General features: G+C 43.3%; 12 protein-coding genes. 7 read left to right on the forward strand and 5 right to left on the reverse strand.

From position 1 onward, the window contains the following. Positions 1 to 29 precede the first annotated feature (29 nt). A complete protein-coding gene (locus R7Z50_RS04285) occupies positions 30 to 5,357 on the forward strand; it encodes a sacsin N-terminal ATP-binding-like domain-containing protein (protein WP_318148905.1) in 5,328 nt (1,775 codons plus the stop codon). A 433-nt stretch (positions 5,358 to 5,790) separates the two neighbouring features. Here R7Z50_RS04285 and R7Z50_RS04290 read toward each other — a convergent pair whose 3' ends face one another. The 3 genes from R7Z50_RS04290 to R7Z50_RS04300 all read right to left on the reverse strand — a co-directional run bounded on the left by R7Z50_RS04290 (position 5,791) and on the right by R7Z50_RS04300 (position 8,595). Next, positions 5,791 to 5,919 (reverse strand): hypothetical protein, encoded by a 129-nt coding sequence (locus R7Z50_RS04290; RefSeq protein WP_005378275.1) that lies wholly within the window; start codon positions 5,917 to 5,919, stop codon positions 5,791 to 5,793. A 349-nt stretch (positions 5,920 to 6,268) separates the two neighbouring features. Continuing rightward, positions 6,269 to 7,261 carry a cytochrome d ubiquinol oxidase subunit II gene (locus R7Z50_RS04295; protein ID WP_053307466.1) on the reverse strand — a complete coding sequence of 331 codons (993 nt, stop codon included), beginning with the start codon at positions 7,259 to 7,261 and terminating at the stop codon, positions 6,269 to 6,271. Between the two features lie 2 nt (positions 7,262 to 7,263). Further along, positions 7,264 to 8,595 (reverse strand): cytochrome ubiquinol oxidase subunit I, encoded by a 1,332-nt coding sequence (locus R7Z50_RS04300; RefSeq protein WP_206969718.1) that lies wholly within the window; start codon positions 8,593 to 8,595, stop codon positions 7,264 to 7,266. An 816-nt stretch (positions 8,596 to 9,411) separates the two neighbouring features. Between R7Z50_RS04300 and R7Z50_RS04305 the strand changes: the two genes are divergently transcribed. Then, complete coding sequence (locus tag R7Z50_RS04305) at positions 9,412 to 9,660, forward strand: hypothetical protein (RefSeq protein WP_005378271.1); 249 nt, start codon at positions 9,412 to 9,414, stop codon at positions 9,658 to 9,660. 5 nt (positions 9,661 to 9,665) lie between these two features. On the opposite strand, the gene R7Z50_RS04310 is transcribed toward R7Z50_RS04305, so the two are convergent. Then, entirely contained in the window at positions 9,666 to 10,655 is a 990-nt protein-coding gene (locus tag R7Z50_RS04310; RefSeq protein ID WP_025766900.1) for a Solitary outer membrane autotransporter beta-barrel domain, read from the reverse strand. A 774-nt stretch (positions 10,656 to 11,429) separates the two neighbouring features. On the opposite strand from R7Z50_RS04310, the gene R7Z50_RS04315 reads away from it, so the two are divergent. The 4 genes from R7Z50_RS04315 (at position 11,430) to R7Z50_RS04330 (ending at position 18,480) form a co-directional block, all read left to right on the forward strand. Beyond that, positions 11,430 to 13,067 (forward strand): methyl-accepting chemotaxis protein, encoded by a 1,638-nt coding sequence (locus R7Z50_RS04315; protein ID WP_149191921.1) that lies wholly within the window; start codon positions 11,430 to 11,432, stop codon positions 13,065 to 13,067. A 466-nt stretch (positions 13,068 to 13,533) separates the two neighbouring features. After that, on the forward strand, positions 13,534 to 14,673 hold the full coding sequence (locus R7Z50_RS04320) for an efflux RND transporter periplasmic adaptor subunit (protein WP_017635040.1): 1,140 nt from the start codon (positions 13,534 to 13,536) through the stop codon (positions 14,671 to 14,673). Between the two features lie 2 nt (positions 14,674 to 14,675). Further along, complete coding sequence (locus R7Z50_RS04325; RefSeq protein ID WP_005378264.1) at positions 14,676 to 17,837, forward strand: efflux RND transporter permease subunit; 3,162 nt, start codon at positions 14,676 to 14,678, stop codon at positions 17,835 to 17,837. A gap of 187 nt (positions 17,838 to 18,024) precedes the next feature. After that, positions 18,025 to 18,480 (forward strand): MarR family winged helix-turn-helix transcriptional regulator, encoded by a 456-nt coding sequence (locus R7Z50_RS04330; RefSeq protein WP_017635039.1) that lies wholly within the window; start codon positions 18,025 to 18,027, stop codon positions 18,478 to 18,480. A 44-nt stretch (positions 18,481 to 18,524) separates the two neighbouring features. Here R7Z50_RS04330 and R7Z50_RS04335 read toward each other — a convergent pair whose 3' ends face one another. Further along, positions 18,525 to 19,481 carry an AEC family transporter gene (locus R7Z50_RS04335; RefSeq protein WP_025766898.1) on the reverse strand — a complete coding sequence of 319 codons (957 nt, stop codon included), beginning with the start codon at positions 19,479 to 19,481 and terminating at the stop codon, positions 18,525 to 18,527. Between the two features lie 601 nt (positions 19,482 to 20,082). Here R7Z50_RS04335 and trpS point away from each other — a divergent pair. Continuing rightward, positions 20,083 to 21,105, forward strand: coding sequence for a tryptophan--tRNA ligase (gene trpS / locus R7Z50_RS04340; RefSeq protein WP_318148906.1), 1,023 nt, complete (start codon positions 20,083 to 20,085; stop codon positions 21,103 to 21,105). Positions 21,106 to 21,186: the final 81 nt, after the last annotated feature.

Raw genomic sequence — 21,186 nt, forward strand, 5'->3', positions numbered from 1 at the left:
TACTCAATACCTCTTCAAAGGAAATTGCCTTGTTAAATCCCACTGATGTTCAGCGAGCTATAAATAAAAAATCACTTGATGAAATTGAGGCTTACTTATCAACGCGTGGTAAATCTCGCGTTTATGAAGGTGCTAGAAACCTGTCTCTCAATGTATCAGACGATTACGGTGAGCGCTTCTTAGTTGAGCTCATTCAGAATGCTCATGATGCACATGGTAAATCAGATAAATTAGGAGAGATAGCGGTTGTTTTTGACCCAGAAGAGTCAGACTTTGGTTGTTTATATGTCGCCAATAGGGGGGATGGATTTGCCAGCAAAAACTTTGAAGCGATAACTAATATTGCATTGAGTAGCAAGTCAGTTAATGAAGATATTGGGAACAAAGGACTGGGCTTTAGGAGCGTTTTACAGATATGTGAATCTCCAGAAATTTATTCTTCACAGCATAGTGGATATAGCTTTGATGGATATTGTTTTCGCTTTGCAAACGAGGAAGATGTTCTTTTTCTTCTAGATGACGAATACAAACATTTAGCAAATGAAATTATCGAAAACATGCCTTGCCTGTTTCTTCCTATCTTTCAAGAAGCTCGTCCAGGTCTTATTCCTTATTTTTCCGACTTGGGGTTTGCTAGCGTTGTTCGGTTGCCCCTTTCTTCAAAAAAATCTCAAGAGTCAGTTGTACAGCAGATGCAGGAAGTACTCGAGAGAGAGGAGCCCCTAAATTTATTTTTTGAGCGCATCGAGAAATTTAGCCTAGAGTATAAAGGCCGATATAACAGGATTCTTGATCATAAAGTGCTCGACTTTTGGGGCGTCAGTGAGCAGGTTCGTATCAGTAAGGTTGAAGTCGCTGGTGATATCTATTTGCATGCTAAAAGGGTTTTCGCTAAAGAAGAGTTTGAACCTGAACTTAACGCGAGTATAGAGCTAGGTGAGCTCCCAAGTAGTTGGAGCAACTGGAAAGGACAAGCATCTATTGATGTTGCGGTGAAGCTGGACGACACGAATGTCGATAACGGATTGTTATACTGTTTCTTACCCCTTGGCTCAGATGGCGTTTCCCCATTCTCTGGCTATATTAATGCAAACTTCTATACATCCATGGATCGTCGGACACTTAATTCTGATGTAGGACTAAACGAATTCTTTATTAAAACGGCAGCTGATTTATGCGGAACGATGATTGAGTTTCTAGTGAATCAGAACTGGAGTGAATCTAAACACGCTGTTGTAAAGCTATTGTGTTGGAAATATCCCTACAGAGAAGCAATGCTTGATGCTTTAACAAAGGGCGATTCACCTTTGATTTCCCGTAAGTTGTTACCCATCTCGTGTAATAGTGATGATCAGGAATGGTGTTCAATAGACTCAATACGGATATTCGGTAAAGACAATTCTTGTTTGACACCGGCTTTTTTGTCGTTCTCGGCTTCAGCATCAATCCTTGATGAGGCTTTTAGTGAAGAGCAAGTTAACGTAATTCGTAATTTTTTTATAGGAAAACACGATTTTAAACCAACATCTGTCGAACTGACTGAGTGGATTGAGGCTGTGGCTAAGAATCTTTTGCAGTCTCATGCTTCTCCTACAGAGTGGGCTAATTTTTATAACGAGGTCGCTGCAGCTTTTGATAGCACTCCCGAGGGGTTATGTGGATGTCGTTTCTTAGTTAACTCAAAAGACCAGTTAGTTTATGCCTCACATCAGAACGAGAAGAACAGTAAAAAACAAACTAAAGATGTTTATTTCCCACCAGTCAGAGTAAATACCAATGAAGATGATGCAGAGTTAGATCTGACAGAGTTCCCGGTTGAACTCCAAACTAGCTTTACCTTGTTAAGTAAAACAGTCCCATGGACATTGAAAGATGGTGGTTGCAGAAAGGCTAGATCTTTTTTGATAGATGCTGGTTTAGTAAAAGAATATGACAAGCGAGAGCTTTTGCGAACTTTAGCGAAAGTTACAAGAGAGCAGAAAGATGAGTTGGTACGTTATAAGGCGTTGGTCTGGGCTTTTAAACTTTGGGGAGCTGGACGCGCGTTAGCATCCAAAGATACAAGGTCTGCTGGATTCAATGTTCCGACTCAATCAGGATGGATAGATGCGGATCAGGCGATGTTTGGCCTAGGGTGGTCCGATGCAGTCAATGGAGTTAAGTTAGATCAATTTTTTAAGCGAGCTAAAGGGCAGTCAACGGAAATCATGGATCGCTTCGGTAATTTTCTCTTGCCGTATGAGCAATTGAGTTTGGAGACGGGAACTGAAAGGGATTGGTTTCGCTTTTTTGAAGATGTAGGGGTTCGGGATCACTTAAGGCTCTTTTTCTCTGAACGATTGTCTGAAAATGCTACCGTGGCTTGTCTACCTACTGCGCTAGCAAACAAGCTAAAACAATCAGACTTAGCCAAAAACATGTGGAAAAGTGAATTAGAGGAGCTTTCAGAAAAGGCCTGGTATAACTCTGTTTCTTATAGTGCTAGATGTGATGTTTGGCTCATTCCCGGTTTAATGGAGAACTCTCAACTAAGTGAAGAAATTAGAAAGCTTTATTCATATCAATTAGTTAAAGCTATTAATGACATACCTTCGAACCGACTACGTTTCAGAGTTTCTAGGAAGGGAACAAATATTATCGAGTTGTCGTCACCTCTGTCTACTTTCTTGAAGTTAATGCCTTGGATGCCAGTTGCCAGAAGAGGGGCTAAACCATCGTTTGTTTCTCCCCAAGAAGCTTGGCTTTTTAACGTAGATGATGAAGCCAGCCCACGATTTTTAACTCTCATTATTCCCGCAATTTCTAGATTTTTAGAAGTGGGAAACATATCTGAATTCCAAAGACTATTGAGGTTTAGAGGACTAGCAGATAAGCAGTACGTGCAGGATTCGGTAGAGTACTTGTTAGATACCGTCGAAAACGGCTTGGTTGGTGAATCAGATACGAAACGATTTAAATCGCTTTTTAGTATCTTATGGCAAAAATTGGTAGCTTCTGGTGTTGAAGAAAAAGGCATATCTCGCTTGGTTGCCAATGTAGGAGAACGAATTGAAATTGTGGATTTTACTGTGTTCGCAGATGATCAAAAGTGTTTTTATGTTGATGAAGATGATCCATCGAAAGTTTCTCTACTAGGAAACCTAGAAATACCTTATTTCGACTTTGACCGACGTTTTACCGATAACTCATGGTCCCTAATTAGAACTGTCTCTCCTTCAATTAAGAGGTTGTCATGTGAAGACCTATATGTGATTGTCGATGGCGAAAAGATAGATACTGAAACAGAAATGTTTTCATTAGAAGAATGCTTTGGGAGCGAGTTTCTAGATCTTTTAGTTTTAATCGCTGCTCACAAAGGTCAGCATTTCTTTTCAGCAACAAAGAGTCCTCTTGTTAATTTACGTGCTCAAGCAAGAAAACTCAGAATTGTAATCTCAAACCAGGTTGAAGTTTCAATTGCGGGCAAAGTCTCAAGCTTACCATCGTCATCAAATGGTGCTGTGGTGACGAGTATGGGTGATGCTAAGGTTTTGGTTATTCAGACGGGTGAACCAAATGTGTCCATAAGTATACTCACGGCGGTCTCTGAGCAATTTGCTCACGCTCTGAACTACGCGTCGCTGGCCAATGCTTTTGAGGCTACTTTTTTGAGGTTATGCCAAGAATCATGGCAGTTGGAATCAGGGGATAAACTATCAGATCTATTTGAAAAGTTGATTGGCGTACCGTCAGATGGATTAAACAATACTCTAAAAGAGGTTAGAGGTAGTCTAGAGCTCTCATTAAGATTGGCGGCAGTTTTAGCTGGGGTGCACAACAATAATGAGTTAGTCGACAAGTTGAATCAAATAGTAAGTGATGCTGAAGAGGTAAGTGATGACGAAGTCATCGATATACTAGAGCCCTTAGCGAATCAACTTGAAATAACATCTAGGCAGTTACTGGATAAACTAGCAGATACGTTTGACTTGCGCAGTCTTCAGGAGATGTTTGATATTTCTCTATTAAAACTAAATACTGCGGTCAAGTATTGTGATGGTTTTGTCAAAGAGTCCAATGAGAAAAGGCATCGGCAGCAGTTTTCCTCTTTTCTCTCGGAAAATAAGGGAGAAATCGTAGATCGATTGAGGAAGTTATATCTCAACGATTTTGATTCACTATGTGCTTTGGATGACTACTCTGCTTTAAAGCAGGAGATAGGTGAAATCGAGCCTAGTTCCAGCTGGTTTTATGTATACGATGACTTATCAGATGAGGTTATGGAAAATTACTTATGGAACTGGTTGGACGAAAGGACTTCGGGACTTGCCGTTGCCGATGAAGAATTGCTACCTATGGATGAGCTTCGAGAAGTTAACAATAAGATCCTACGTGAGTTCTGGAAAGATATTGGGCCAGTAGTTTCAACTTGGGTTCATAATACTGATGAACCTGTGAGCGAAGAAATTGCGGGAGTTTGGTCTGATCCTGTTGGTGGTTTAAGCCAATCGATAATCAATGTGGGTAAAGAAGGCTGGTTAGATTTTAGGAAACTATCTTTTGAAAAAATAGCGATGTGGTTGTCTCTGTACGGTTATTGGCCAGCAGGCAAAGAACCTGTTTCTGAACTGTCAGCATGGGGCATCAACGAACATGAAATAGCTTGCAAAAAAGAGTTATTGCGCCATGAGAAGGAACAGCTCAGAAAGCAGAGAACAGTGGTTATGATAAATAGCACGGAACACTCTGCAGAAGAAGAAGGATATTTGGACCTCTATGACACTATCAAGTCAACATTTTCGGAGACTACAGCTTTTGAAAATGCAGGCAAGCGAGAAGCCAAACTCGAAGAGTTTGATAGACATGTGAATACAAAGTCAGGGGGTAGGGGAACTTATGCCCCTTCAAACTCAGCAACAAAAATGTCTAATGAGCAAAAGGCAGCAATAGGTTTAGCCGGAGAAGCTTTTGCTTTTGAGTGGATCAAAAGACATCATGACAAAATGAAGATCAACAATGAATGTTGGGTATCTGGCTATCGGAATCATATATTTGCAGATGACAACGGAGATGACTCCTTGGGGTATGATTTTATAGTTAAGCTTAAGACAGTAACTTACTATTACGAAGTGAAAGCAACTCAAGGCCAGAATGAAGCATTTGAGATGGGGCCTACAGAAGTAGCTGTAGCTCAGAAGTTTGCTTCTGACAAATACAATAAGTATCGCGTATTATTTGTTTCTAATGTCAGTGACCCAAGCCATACTCAAATTAGTTTGTTGCCAAATCCTTTTTCTGTTGATGGGACCAAAGTCATGAGGTTAGTTGGGAGTGGAAGTATGAAGTTTTCATTCCATAAGAAAGTCCCAAACAAATAATACGCTCTTTTGGGAAAGCCCGGCCTAAGTGAAAATAAATGTGACGTGCTTAGCATTTTTAATATGTATGACAGAGTGTATATTCGTGAAAGTCGACTTGCTATAATTTATTTAATTTCAATAAGATAGATTGGAAGTCCGACTTCCTCACTCACCGCCACATTCTAAAAGGTCTGATTTATCAGGCCTTTTTTCGTATCTACACTAAAGTAATGCGTCATTGAAAGTACACAAGAGTGCTCAAGGTGCAAGCGCCATTCTATCTACAAGCCAACTATTCACATCTCACCTCTATACAACGCCAAAATTGAAGATGCTATACAGAGGCAGCCATAATCTGATTGGTGCGGGTTAGCACATCCGCTTTAATCTAGAATTTAGCACCCATATCACATGAGGTATGAATACGGCCACAAGAATGAACGTAGTGCTACTAGATGCTAAGCAAAACAGCCATGAACACGAATACAACAGCAATCATACCAAAGAGATCTGTGTTTAGATTGAGGTCATCAGGGTTAAATTTTTCAATGCTTTGCGTCGTTTTGCATCTTATCTTCATGTTCTTGTCCTTATTTCATGTACGATTTCAACAGCAACATAACATGCAATTGAGTGTTCACAAGTCATAAAAAGCATAAGTATACTTGCACCTCATTGAGCGCAAAAAATACTCAAAGCGTTTTAAAGTGGTGGTCTACCTTTTGTAACATCAAATGTTCTTTCTGTTTTTGTGCCTGTATCGCCATCGTTGAGAAATGGTTATTTCGTTCTAGTTAGGAACAAACTACTGGCTGCCGTTACATTCTCAAGCGTTTCCACTCAGTCGCCTTGGGTAGATACTTTAGTCGTGAGTACTGCAAAAAAAAACGCCGCATGAGCAGCGGCGCTTTGTTGAGGAATTACCTTTCCTACTTGTAGCTAAGTTCTGTCGCTTTGCCTTTGAAGATCCGGTATACCACAAAGGTGTAAAGCAATATCACCGGCATAACAATCATCACACCGTAGCCCACGATTATTAACGTCGCAGGCGAGGAGGCGGCTTCTTGTGCGGTCATTAATCCCGGCACAACTTCTGGGAAGAAGCTGTACGCAAGACCGAGAAAGCTCAACGCGAAAATGACGGTGACACCAAAGAAAGGCCAGCGCACACCCAGATCATTCACCATTGGAACTTGACGTAAATAGCGATCAACGAGGAAGATGGTCGCCAACACAATTAACGGAACTGGGGCAAGCAACAAGATTTCTGGGAAGCTGAACCAACGCAAGGCAACTTGTTGATTTACAATTGGGTTTACAACGCTAACCACCAAGATTCCTAAGGCCGCTAACCAACCAGCACGGCGAGACCAACGGGCCGAGCGTATTTGCAAATCACCTTCCGTTTTTAGTACTAACCATGCGCCACCGATGTAAACGTACGCCGCTGCTACACAAAGTGCGCTTAACCAAGCAAAGCCAAATGCTTCGGTTGATTGTTCAAATCCCATGATGTAACGACCCACCATGTAACCCTGAGTTAGTGCGGTGATTAGCGAGCCAATTCTGAAGCACCAATCCCAATGAGGTTTATGATCCGAGTTCGCTTTGGCTCGGAAATCGAACGCCACGCCACGCATTATCAGTGCGATAAGCATTATGGCGGTCGGCATATAGAGCTCCGTTAAAATCAAACTGTGAGCGGTAGGAAAGGCAATCAACAAAATACCAACGGCTAACACCAACCACGTTTCGTTCGCGTCCCAGAAAGGGCCGATAGAGGCTATCATTCGGTCTCGTTGCGCTTCATTATCACTTGGTAAAAGGATACCGACGCCAAGGTCGTAGCCGTCGAGCACAGCATACATAAAGACCGAGAAGCCAAGCAGCAGAAGATAAATTTCTGGTAGATAGTCGAGCATGATTAGGCCTCTTGTTGTGTCAGTGGGACTTCATGGGCTGCAATGTCTTTGCGCGCCAAATAGAATAGGGTATGGATGTACGCAACCAGCAATGCAGCATAAATGGCTAAGTACATAATGAGCGAAGTCATCACGCTACTGCTCGCAACCGTGGTGACGGCTTCTGATGTACGCAATACACCGCTGACCAACCAAGGCTGTCGGCCAATCTCAGTAACATACCAACCCGCCAATGTGGCTATCCAACCGGAGAACGTCATGGCTAATACCGTGTACAGGTAAGGTTTAGGTAACGCTTTTTTGCGTGCTAGCGTCACCGCGCCATACCAGCTAACCAGCAGCATAAGGACACCTACACCAACCATCACGCGGAAACCAAAGAACAGGGGCTTCACTGGTGGGTGGTCAGGCGCAAACTCGTTAAGTCCCTGGATTTCCCCGTCTAAGTCATGCGTAAGAATCAAACTCGCCAACTTAGGGATGCCCACTTCAAAATCATTGCTGCGAGTTTCTTCATTTGGCATCGCAAATAGTAGAAGAGGCGCGCCTTGCTCGGTCTCCCACACACCTTCCATCGCTGCAATTTTTGCAGGTTGATGTTCAAGCGTGTTTAACCCGTGAAGGTCACCGACAAAGATTTGTACCGGGATGAACCCAGCCGCCGCGAACAGCGCGACTTTTAGGCCAAGTTTGGCTGAGCGGTGATCTGACTTTTTCATTATTTGATAAGCCGAGATACCTGCAATCAAGAAGCTGGCAGTCAGCGCCGATGCTAATAGCGTGTGTAGAAGACGGTACGGTAAAGAAGGATTGAAAATGACTTCTTTCCAACTGGTCACATGAACAATGCCGTCAATCACTTCATAGCCACTTGGTGTGTGCATCCAGCTGTTAAGCACCAGAATCCAAAATGCGGACATACTTGTCCCAACAGCAACCAGAACGGTGGCGAGAGTATGAACCCATTCCGGTACTCGTCCTCGTCCAAAAAGCATTACACCCAGGAAGGTGGCTTCCATAAAGAAGGCGGTCATCACTTCGTATCCGAGCAATGGTCCAGCTACGTTTCCGACTCGTTCCATAAAGCCTGGCCAGTTGGTACCAAACTGGAAACTCATCGTAATGCCGGATACCACACCCAAGGCGAAAGTGAGAGCGAATATCTTGACCCAGAAGTAATAAACATCGAGCCATACGGGGGCTTGTGTGCGGTTATATCGCCACTTGAAAAACACCAACATCCATGCCAACGCGATGGTGATGGTCGGGAAGAGAATGTGAAAGCTGATATTGGCCGCGAACTGGATCCGCGACAGCATGAGGGTATCTAACATCTTGGTTCCTCAAAAACGTGCCATACTAAAAATCGTGTCTATCTGTAATTTAGTTACGAAAAGTCGGGCAGTTTGGATTCATGTATCGAGAAATACAGGTGATTCTGTTTTCTTCTAACCATGATTTATATCAACTAAGACAAAGAAAGGAGTGTAGGAAATTGTCTCAAAATGCCACTAATAGTCGCGAGAAGTGAGTAAAAGAAAGCAAATGTAACTGAAGGAGCATGGATTAAGATTAGTTCGAATTATCCTTATGATGGTTTCGATAATCCTGAAATAAAATTACAGAAACAATATTTTTAGTAAGGAAATTTGCCTTGCCTTCACTTTGAACCTCCATACTATTTATACACTAGTCATGTCGAGATCGTCTCAAACACAGCAAGCTTACTGACAGTTAAGGTGGGAAACTTTAGCTAATTGATAAACTTAAAATTGCACCGCTAATGACATATGCATCATAAGTTTGTTAGGACTCGACCAGAAGTGCGATAGGCTACATTTTTATACTAGCGAACGATTTAAAGCTAGGTAATTCGGCTTTCACTAGATCAACAAGTCGACTGTGGACCATTTTCGATTCCTGATGAGTTTCAATCCAAACTGACACTTACTTTTCAGCAAGTGTGCTAGTGTCTTTCTTGTTATTTATTAAATAATTAATAAATGCCGATATGGTAAAGAGAGTTGTGGACAGCTATCTCGAGCAGTAGACTGACGCTAGCCAGAGAGTCTGACTTTGAGGGGGGCATTCTACATGAATCTTGGATTCTGCCACCGCAAAGCTGATATTGAATTTGATGGAGATGGATAATGAACGACAGTTGGGCTAATTTCTTTCCTTACTTTGCTGGAGCTTTTAAGCTTATTGTATTAGGGATAGGAGCCTACTTAGCCATTAAATGGCATTTTGACGAAGAGCGAAGGGTAAGAGAAGCGGAAGGTGTGGTGTTTGATAACCCAAGTCTCATGAAAAAGTTTGCGAAGACGCTAACTCTGCCATTCCTTTTGTGTCTTCTCGTTCTTCTTGTTATATATGCTACCAACTGGTTCCTGTACTGACGGCTTTATTGTTTGTTGTAGTAAAGTTGAATGCTGCCACCTCTGAGAGTCGAGCCGTAGTTGAAGTTAACGCCTATGCCGAAATTGTCCAACCAATCAAAGGGCTTTGGTGCATAAAATAGCCATCCTATAGAAGCTTCGTAGTAATGCGGACTTCCAAGTTCGTCGCTTAAATCATGCGAAAGGTCGACTCTTTTAATCCCAGTAAATAAAGCTTGCTCACCGTGATAAATATTGTAGTAACCGGTGATTTCATTAGATAGGTACCAACCTTTAGGGTTGCCTATATTGCCGTTATTTGCGCTTCCCCAGCTGTGCCCAATGAATGAATTCAATGTCGAACTGGCATGCCATTTCCCCCAACTTGTGGGAGACGTGTATTTGGCTTTAATGGATGGTTGAACTATTGCCGCCCATGCTGAAACGTTAACGGCACGGCCGTCTAGGATTCTTCCAATGATGGATGAAAGTTTATTATCGGTAGAGAATGAGTTTTTATAACGCATAAGGTGAGTCGTCGTTCTGGTGCTAAGGGTGACGTTTTCACTTGCTTTGTATAGGTACCCATAACCAATCGACGCACCGTATGTCCTTTCCTTGAGAAGATCCTTACTTGTGCCGAATAGTTTGAGATCATTCTCTGTTTGTATCGTAAATGCCTTAAACGACAGCTCATGTAAGTCCTCGCTGCCCTCTATGTCAAAGTTAGTCGTGTAAGGGAGAACATATACGGATTTGCTTCGACGTTCATTGATTGACTCGTCAGTCCCGAACTCTGGGTTGGCGGTATCAAATAATGCATTCGGATCAAAGTCGCCAATACCAAACGCAATTGCGTCAGTATCGGACAGCAAAACCGCGATAGAAAAACGTTGTTGGAGAAGGTTGCTAATTTCCTTATCTAGTGGATCCGCTTGAGCTGTGTTAGGAAGAGAGAGTAGGAGAGCGAGCGAAACGACTCGCCACTCCACTGAGGCGAAGTTGGGTTGGAACATTTTGGCTCTTTCAAATGGTTCATGCATGGAGTTTTTGGACGTACCGGTACGCTAACATTAGTTTAATCGTTGAATGGTCGGTGTAACTTTGAGAAATCTATGTTTTCTCATATTGATATGAAAAAGTTCCTTAAACGAGTTTAGCTTCAATGTGTATGCTGCACCAGATTTGTTTAGCAACATCATTCTTTTCTGAAGATGTAGCAAGACTTTGTGACTAGGTTGCATTATTTTCTTTAATGCGTCTATTGAGAGGAAAATAGCAAACTTTTTTATTGCCTTGGCGCTCAAGAAAATCTGAATCGTTCACTGTGCTACTGGTTAACTTCGAAAACTTGTAAGCATCCTGTCTGCCAACATCACGACTAACATCATCAAGGAGTACCCTTAAATACGTCAGATAAACAATGTTTTTTTTGAGCTTTAGAAGAAATGTTCGGACCTTTGCATATTCCGCGGTGGTGCTCAATCCAAGAACTGTGTTTTGTATGTGTTCTCAGTAAATCATTGAGTCGATCTATTCTTCAAAATGTGGTCCCTTTTAATTCACTTTCTGTTACATATTTTTCGTTTTGAAAGAGCATTTTAATTTGCATCTTTTGAAAAGATCTCTTTGTTAAATTTTGTATAAAATCAACTAATTGTTGAAATTAGAACCCTTGTCAAAAAGTCATTAGATTTCATGTTGAATAGCCTCTTTTACCTAATAGTATACTCTATTTGTTTGATATAATTTCCGGCAGTTTGTATACCATAAATAAAGAGAGTCTATTCATGTTCCAGAACTTAACGATCAAGCAGAAGATAGTGATTCCGCTGTCATTGATTATTGGATTGTTTATTGTGAGCTCTGTATTAAACGTTATGACAAGTTGGAAGCAATCTGAATTGAGTGAGACACTCAACGAACGGATCGTGCCGAACTTATTAACGATTGAGGATGCTTACCGCGATCTTTACCAAGCTACATCTGCAATCCAAGGTGTTGCTCTTTCTGATACTCAAACCGATATTGATCACCACATCGGTGAATACAAAGACAACGCATACAAAGCGCTGCCGCGTATGGAACAAATGATTGAGCTATCGCAAGCCGGTGTGACGCCTTCTACACATGGTAATGAAGTTCGAACGCTTGTCTCTTTGGGTGAAAAATGGTTAGCAAGTTATGAGGCGATGCTACGTTTACCTCAATCTCAATGGCGTGGTTACTACAATGAGCACAAACATACCTTTGAAGACCAATTTATCGAGGTTAGAGCGCAGCTTAACGTTGTAAAAGATGCAATAGAAGAAAAGCAAAGCCAATTGAAGGACGAAATATCAGCGGCTGCAACAAGAGCAGAACTCATTCTTGAAGCGGGCATTGTGATTGTTATTCTGGCCGCTATTGCGATGGCGTTTTTGTTGTTGCAAACGGTTGTGAAGCCTATCAATAATATTAAAAATGCGATGACAGAAATTGCGTCCGGTGAAGGTGATCTAAGTCAGCGAATCGATGTAAAAACACAAGACGAAATTGGCAATTTAGCAGACGCATTTAACCAGTTTGTGTCCAAAATTCAAATGACAGTCGCTCAGGTAATTGAAAGCTCAAATACCTTACGTAACGAAATGGCAAATCTTAGCTCGTTGACCACGACCATCGCGAATTCGACCGTTTCTCAGCAAAAAGATAGCGAGGCGGTAGCGGCGGCAGTGCATGAAATGCAAGTCACCAGCAGAAATGTAAGCGATAGCGCTAACGAAGCTGCGGTTGCGAGCCAAACAGCGAATGATGAACTTACCAATACCAATGTTATTTTGGATCAAACGGTTAGCTCAATTCGTAGCCTCGCAAGTGAAATCGAAAGCGCAAGCCACGTCATTAACACATTGGATCATGATGTGAGTAACATTGCGTCCGTACTGGATGTAATTCGTGGTATTGCCGAGCAAACAAACTTATTAGCGCTTAACGCAGCCATTGAAGCGGCTCGCGCTGGAGAGCAAGGGCGAGGCTTTGCTGTCGTAGCGGACGAGGTTCGTTCTTTAGCCAGTCGTACGCAACAGAGTACGGGAGAAATCCAAACCATGATTGAAAAGCTACAATCTGGTGCAGGACAAGCTGTAGAAGTGATGCGCGGTAGCCAAAATAGCAGTGATGAAACGATCAAGTCCGCTGGCCGAGCGAGTGAATCCCTTTCTGAAATCTTGAACGCGATTTCACGTATGAACGAGATGAATACACACATTGCAACGGCTGCGAGCCAGCAAAGTACAGTAAGTGACGAAGTAAATAGCAACGTACAAGGCATTGCAGACAGTAGCACTTCAATTGTGGAAATCGTAAACCAAGCGCAAGCTTCTTTAGCCATGTTGTCAGAGCAAACTCAACGTTTAGATCATCAGGTCAGTCAGTTCAAAGTATAAGCTTGAGAACAGCAATCTCACTGACGAAATAACCCGCTTCTTAGCGGGTTATTTTTTAGATAAGTGGCGAACCTGACTTGTGAAATTTCGACTATATTTACATTCCTTTCTCACTTTAGTTCGTATACCAGAGTGGGCAAATAACCCTAGACAGCGGTAACAAACTCTGTACAGCGTGATGATGCTTTTATCATCACTTTTGCTGCTTTTTAACCATTGCAATTGCACACAGGAAAATGTGATTTCCAACCCAAAATCTTCAAATTTGAGAACTTCATAACACCTTTACCATAAACGTTTTTCGTAAGCGTATAGAACTGTAAATTTTGTTGTATGTACAACACTGGGTATTTATCATCCTAATTAATTTGTTCTGGATATACATCCATTAGTCATTATTAAGTCATTCTAGAAGCTTTTAATAAGGAATCTTGAAGGCTTGTCGGTAGATAAGAGAGAAAAATTCATGAGACGTAAAACCACGCTATCTCTGCTGATTGCGTCGAGCCTTTTTGTGGTTGGATGTCAACCTAGCGAAGAAGGATCGAGCCAAGGTGGGGGGCCTGCGCCCGTAACCGAAGTAGAAGTGTTAACAGTGCAGCCAACGCGCCAAGCATTGACAGTAGAGTTGCCGGGTCGTAGCAGAGCATTCAAAGAAGCAGAAGTTCGTCCGCAAGTCACTGGCATTATTTCGGAGCGAAATTTTGTTGAAGGTGGCCTTGTTGAACAAGGACAGTCGCTATATCAAATTGATGATTCATCATTTCAGGCGGATTTGCTGAGCGCTGAAGCGGAATTAATCCGTGCGCAAGCTGCGGCAGAGTCGACCTATGCCACGGTGAAGCGTTACAGAACCTTGATCACCAAAAAATCCATCAGCCAACAAGACTTGGATGAAGCAGAAGCGGCATACAAAGAAGCGAAAGCGCAGGTCCTAGTCGCAAAAGCCAAGATCAACACAGCAAAAATCAACTTAGATTATACGCAAGTCAAAGCTCCGATTAGCGGGGTGATCGGTAAATCGAGTGTGACAGCGGGTGCGTTGGTTACGGCTAACCAAGCTGCCAAATTAGCGACCATTCAGCAGCTTGACCCTATCAATGTTGATATTGTGCAATCATCCGCGCAACTGCTGCGTTTGAAAGCATCACTCTCCCAAGGCCATATGCAAGAAGATGACTCTGCGCAAGTTACATTGATGCTTGAAGATGGCAGCACTTACGAACACAAAGGCACAATGAAATTTACTGAGGTCAATGTGAACGAAAGTACGGGCAGCGTGACGCTTCGTGCCGAATTCCCAAACCCTGACGGTTTGTTGCTACCTGGAATGTTTGTTCGTGCGACGGTCATTACTGGTGTCGACCCTGATGCGATTCTAATACCACAAAATACGGTATCTCGTGATGCGACAGGTAAAGCGACAGTGATGACGGTTAATGGCGAGAACAAAGTGGAAGCGAAACCAGTGAAGACTGCCGAAGCGATCAATAGCCAATGGCGCATTATTGATGGTTTGAACGCGGGTGATAAAGTCATTACCGCCGGTTTACAAAAGGTAGGGCCAGGCAGTTCGGTAACTATCCAAAACGGTGAACAGGAGTAATCATGGCACGATTTTTTATCGATCGTCCGGTATTTGCTTGGGTTCTCGCGATTCTAACGATGTTGGCGGGGGTAATGTCATTATTCAATTTACCCGTCTCGCAATACCCAACGATTTCACCGACGACGATCACCATCAGTGCTCGCTATCCAGGTGCATCAGCAAAAACCGTTGAAGACTCGGTAACGCAGGTTATCGAGCAAAACATGACAGGATTAGATTACCTTCGCTACCTATCATCGAGCAGTGATGCATTTGGTAATGCGACAATTACCCTGACGTTTGATAGCGAAGCTGATCCTGATATCGCGCAAGTACAGGTGCAGAACAAACTGCAATTGGCATTGACTTCATTGCCGATGGAGGTACAAAACCAAGGTATTGTCGTCAATAAATCCAATACGGCATTTCTCATGGTTGTCGCAGTTTATTCTGAAGATCCAGACTTTACAGAAAACGATATCGGCGACTTTGTTGTAACGAATATTCAAGACCCGATAAGTCGTGTAACTGGCGTAGGACAAGTGCAGGCGTTTGGTGCGCAGTATGCGATGCGAGTTTGGCTGGATCCATTTAAGCTTACGCAGTTCAACTTGACCGCAATCGATGTAGCGAACGCGATCAGTGAACAGAACGCGCAAGTTTCTTCAGGTCAACTTGGTGCAGCACCTGCGCAGGAAGGCCAGTTGTTGAATGCAACGATTTCGTCTGCAAGTCGTTTGAGCAGTGTGGAAGAGTTCCAAGACATCATTCTTAAGTCTGACGCCAGTGGTTCTAATGTTTATTTGAAAGATGTTGCTCGTGTTGAACGTGGTGCAGAAAGTTACGATATTCGAGGCCAATATAATGGCTTCCCAGCATCGGGTTTAGGTATTTCATTAGGTACTGGCGCAAACGCGCTTGAGACAGCCAATGCGGTAAAAGAGCGCTTAGAACAACTGAGTGCAACGTTCCCAGAAGGGTTGCAGATTGCTTACCCATTTGAAACAACGCCATTCGTCAAAGCCTCGATTCAAGAAGTGGTTAAAACGCTATTAGAAGCCATTCTTCTTGTGTTCTTAATCATGTACCTGTTCTTGCAGAACTTCCGTGCGACGATCATTCCAACGATCGCAGTGCCTGTCGTATTGCTCGGAACCTTCGCTATTTTGTACGCGACTGGATTTAGCGTAAACACGTTAACCATGTTCGCGATGGTTCTGGCTATCGGTTTGCTGGTGGATGATGCCATCGTTGTGGTGGAAAACGTCGAGCGTGTGATGCATGAAGATGGTTTAGAGCCCAAAGAAGCGACCAAAAAATCGATGGGGCAGATTACTGGTGCCCTGATTGGTGTCGGTTTGACGCTTTCAGCGGTATTCGTCCCTATGGCGTTTATGTCTGGTTCTACCGGGGTTATTTACCGTCAGTTTTCAATAACTATTGTGGCGGCTATGACGCTTTCCGTTTTGGTTGCGATAATTCTGACTCCAGCATTGTGTGCTACGTTGCTGAAAAAAGGCGATGCTGAGCTTCTAGAGAAGAAAGGCTTCTTTGGCTGGTTTAACCGCAAGTTTGATGCGATGACAGCAGGCTATGAAACCGGCGTTGCCAAACTTCTAAAACGCACAGGTCGCATGTTGGTTGTATTTTTGGCAATGAGTGCAGGTGCTGGCTGGTTATTTATGAACCTTCCAACGTCATTCTTGCCGGATGAAGACCAAGGCACGGTATTCTCAATGGCCATTTTGCCGCCTAACTCAACGCAAGAGCAGACGGAAAAAACACTTGAGAAAATGCGCGACTTTTACCTTGTGGATGAGAAAGACAACGTGAAATCCGTCTTCTCCGTTGCGGGCTTTAGTTTTGCAGGCCAAGGCCAAAACATGGGGATGGCATTTATCGGTTTGAAAGATTGGTCTGAGCGTGAAGCGCCTGGCGCTGATGCGGCTTCCATTACGGGCCGAGCGATGGGGTACTTCTCTACCATTAAAGAAGCTTTGGTGTTTGCGTTCGCCCCTCCAGCGATTCAAGAGCTAGGTAACTCGACAGGTTTCGATTTCTATCTCCAAGACTCGTTGAATAAAGGGCACGATGCATTAGTTGCGGCTCAAGGGCAACTTCTGGGCATGGCAGCACAAAACCCGAAACTTGTCGGTGTTCGTCCAAACGGTCAGGCAGATGCGCCAATGTACAAAGTGAACATTGACCACGTCAAACTTCGTGCTTTGGATGTCAGTATCAATGACGTAAACCAAATCCTGTCAGCTGCATGGGGCGGGGCTTACATTAACGATTATATTGATCGCGGTCGTGTGAAGAAAGTGATGGTGCAAAGTGATGCGGAATACCGCATGCAGCCAAAAGACTTCGATTCATGGTACGTACGCAACGCTAAGGGAGAGATGGTGCCTTTCTCTGCTTTTGCGAGTGGCGAGTGGACATATGGTTCTCCTCTTTTGCAGCGCTTTGATGGTTTGCCAGCAATGAATATTCAAGGCGGTGCAGCTCCTGGTGTAAGTACTGGTGAAGCCATGGAAGAAATTGAAGCAATGGTAGAAAAGCTACCAGAAGGTTTCACGGTGAACTGGAATGGTATTTCGTATGAAGAGCGCCTTTCCGGAAACCAAGCGCCGATGCTATATGCGCTATCTATCCTCGTCGTATTCTTAGTTCTTGCCGCTTTGTATGAAAGTTGGTCAGTACCTTTCGCCGTGGTGTTAGTTGTGCCTCTTGGTGTGCTTGGTGCTGTGCTTGCGGTAATGACGCGCAGTATGGATAACGATGTGTTCTTCCAGGTGAGCTTATTAACTACGGTCGGCTTGGCAACCAAAAACGCCATTCTGATTGTTGAGTTTGCAAAGGACTACTATGAGAAAGGCGCTGGGCTTATCGAAGCAACCTTACATGCTGTTCGCGTTCGTCTGCGCCCAATTATCATGACATCGCTTGCTTTTGGTTTGGGTGTGGTACCACTTGCTATCAGTTCAGGTGTGGGATCGGCAGGTCAAAACGCAGTAGGTACCGGCGTACTTGGTGGCATGATCAGTGCCACGATATTGGGTATATTCTTCGTCCCAATCTTCTTTGTAGTGGTTGAGCGATTGTTTGATCGACGTGCGAGAAAAGAGTCGGAGGCAGAGTTGTCTGAGACCAGCACTAAACCCACTCAGCAAAGCGAGTAGGACTTGGTTGTTTTAACTGAGTTATACTAGTGATAATAAACACGATTAAAGGGCGCTTCGGCGCTCTTTATTTTATGTTTTCACTTGGTGGTTACCGTCTATGACGCGAGCCTGAAAGACGGCGTGTTGTGTGCAGTATCAGCACAGCCTTTTCGGCCGAATGAAAGCCTAAAGAAGAAAAACGACGATGAAAGATCAGAAAATTTCCCCAATTTCCGTTTTGGATCAAAGTCCTATGTTTGTTTGTGGTGTGATGCAGCGCATGTACCGCAATCGTGCCCAAGCTGAGCTCTCTCGGCAAAATTTGATGACACTAGAAATGGCAAGTGCACTGGCCGCTTTAGAAGAATTTCAGCCTATGAGCCAGCAAGCGTTAGCTGATGCGGTTCGAACTGAGCGAAGTGTAGCAAAGCGGATGGTGGACAATCTGGAAAAGAGAGGGTTTGTTCAAGTTTCTAAAAGTAAATCGAATCAGCGCCTTAAAATGCTAAGCATGACAAAAGAGGGAGCAAATGCTTTAAAGCAAGTTCATCAAATCATGACGAATTTACAGAAAGAGTTTTTTTCTTGTTTGTCGGAATCTGAAGCGAGTGAATTTTTTCGTCTGGTAAGAAAGCTCACTTTTGCGAATCACGACCAGTAACTGACATCAATGCCGTTTAGCGTTTTTATTTTATCGCGGACCAATTATATTAAGCTGTAGAACTTAAGAAATAGGATGCCCAACGTACAGGTCACGGTAGAAAGCACCGTAGTGAGTGCGATGATATTTGCAGCTAACGTGGCATTGCCTCCCATGGAACGCGCCATGACATAGCTGGCAGCAGCGACTGGAGAGGCGTTCATAAAGAAAAGAATACCTAGCTCAATTCCTCGAAACCCTACTAAGTAAGCTCCCATGGTGATGATGACTGGCGCTACGATGAGCTTGTAACTGCTCGCAAACCAAGATGGACCTTTCTCTTTTCTCATCAAGCTAAAGTCAAGTGAGCCACCCGTACACAACAGCGCCAAAGGCAATGTCATTTTGGACAAGTAGTCTCCTGCGTCAATAACCACATTCGGTACTGGAATAGCGAGTAAATAAAAAGCCATTCCTAGAACAATGGAGATTATGAGCGGATTCCTAGTCAGTGTTCGGCCCATCATCTTTGCTGCTTGCGAGGCAGACGTTGCCCCCTTGGGCGATAAGCAAATTACCGCTTGGACGTTATAAATAAATGTGGTGACCGCGACATAGAGCGCTGCTAGCGCCACACCTTGAGAACCATACGCATTGGCAACGTAAGCGATACCAATAATACCTGTATTTGCTCGGAACCCACCTTGGATGAGAACGCCTTGGTCAGGCGATGCTTTGAACAGAAGTTTGACGGAAAGGTAGGTGAAAATGAAAAACGAAATACTAGCGATGACGCCGAAATTGACGAATCCACTTGCCGCGGAAAAGTCGTGTTCTGAAGCCACAATGCTGACAAATAACATTGCAGGCAAGGTAACTTGAAACACCAGTTTAGAGCCTACTTCGATAAAATTATCGTTGATTAGACCAAAGCGCTTAAAAAGAACGCCAAGTACCAACATCAAACAGATAGGTCCGGTTATCGACAAAGAGAATTGCAACTGATGTAAAACAGCTTCCATGTAAGTATCCGCAGCAAAAGAAAAAAGTGTTCCTGTTGCCTATTAAGCCACAAACCCGGAGGGTAGGACAGTAACGTGATGAAATTTTCTTCTGTTGTAGGTTCCGGAGTCATTTACACTCCAAGTTATGGACGAGGTCCCAATTTAACAAAGCGGTACTGGTCCTACGTGCGATATGTTGGTTAACTCGTTGTCGTGATGCATCCACATGCGTATTAGATGTGAGGGCTGGTCATCGTAGTTATGGATAGGAGTTCATCAATGAAAAGGAAACACAACAAAACTGTACTGTGTGCGTTTGTCTCTGGTTCGGTATTTGGTGCGGTTTTGGTCATTGCGATGTCTTTACCAATGTAATCCTCTTAATTGGCTGTTGGAACACTCACACTAATTCAGTACAAAACAGATTGAGTTCTGCGGTGTGTGCTGTTAGTTTAAAAAACATGAAAATACACGTTCGCCCTTCATTAACAACCTTCTCTTGGTGGCGCTCTAAATAGAGCGGCGCGGAATACTTACATTCTTAAGCTGCTGGATGGTAGCTAAGAGTGTTTGATCTTTTTATCTCCAGTAGCGATCTATTAAATACTTGGAGACAAATATGAATAGCCATAAAAATACATCTCAGCGTGAAATTATACTTACCGGAGATCGAGCAACAGGTCCATTACACCTCGGGCACTATATTGGTTCATTGCAACAACGAGTCAAATTGCAAACGGAGCACGAGCAAACGATCTTGGTTGCGGACATGCAAGGGCTGACGGATAACGCGCATAACCCATCAAAGGTATTCTCTAATATTCTCAATGTCGTTGCAGATTATTTGGCTGTTGGTATCAACCCCGCTCAAACTACGATCACGTTGCAGTCTCAAATTCCAGCGTTAGCCGAGTTGACAATGTATTACAGTAATCTTGTTTCTATCGCACGATTAGAGAGAAACCCTACGGTTAAAAATGAGATTCAGAGTAAAGGTTTTGAACGCTCTATTCCCGCAGGCTTTTTAACGTATCCAATTTCTCAAGCTGCTGATATTACGGGGTTTCATGCGACGCTAGTACCAGTGGGTAATGACCAACTGCCGATGTTAGAGCAAACTAATGAAATCGTGAGAAAAATAAACCATCTGGTTGGAAAAGAGGTTCTTAGAGAATGCCGTCCATTACTTAGCGATGCACCTCGTTTGCCGAGTACTGACGGTAAAAATAAGATGTCTAAAAGCATGGGGAACGCAATCAACTTAGGCGCCTCCGAAAAGGAGATTTCCGCGGCAGTGAAATCTATGTATACCGATCCCAATCATCTGAAAATTGAGGACCCTGGCCAAGTCGAAGGGAATATTGTATTCATCTACCTCGATGCTTTTCATCCTGATAAAAATTATGTCGAACAGCTAAAAGACCATTATCGACGAGGTGGGTTAGGTGATGGTTTGACCAAGAAAGTGTTAGAAGAATGCTTACAAGAGATGCTTCGCCCTATTCGAGAAAAGCGCGCTATGTATTTGAATGATAAAGCGCAGCTGATTGATATTTTAAAACAAGGTAGTGAGCGTTCTCGCGAGAAAACCGAAAAAGTGCTATTTGATGTGAAAGATGTATTTGGTTTAAATTTGTTCTGAATTAAAAGTAGAGAGTTGAACATAAGGCACGACGACTGGTTAGCAACGTGCCTTTTTAAGTTCCCAGTCAGTCAAAGCGCA

It is taken from the genome of Vibrio sp. 1249-1 (assembly GCF_033340495.1).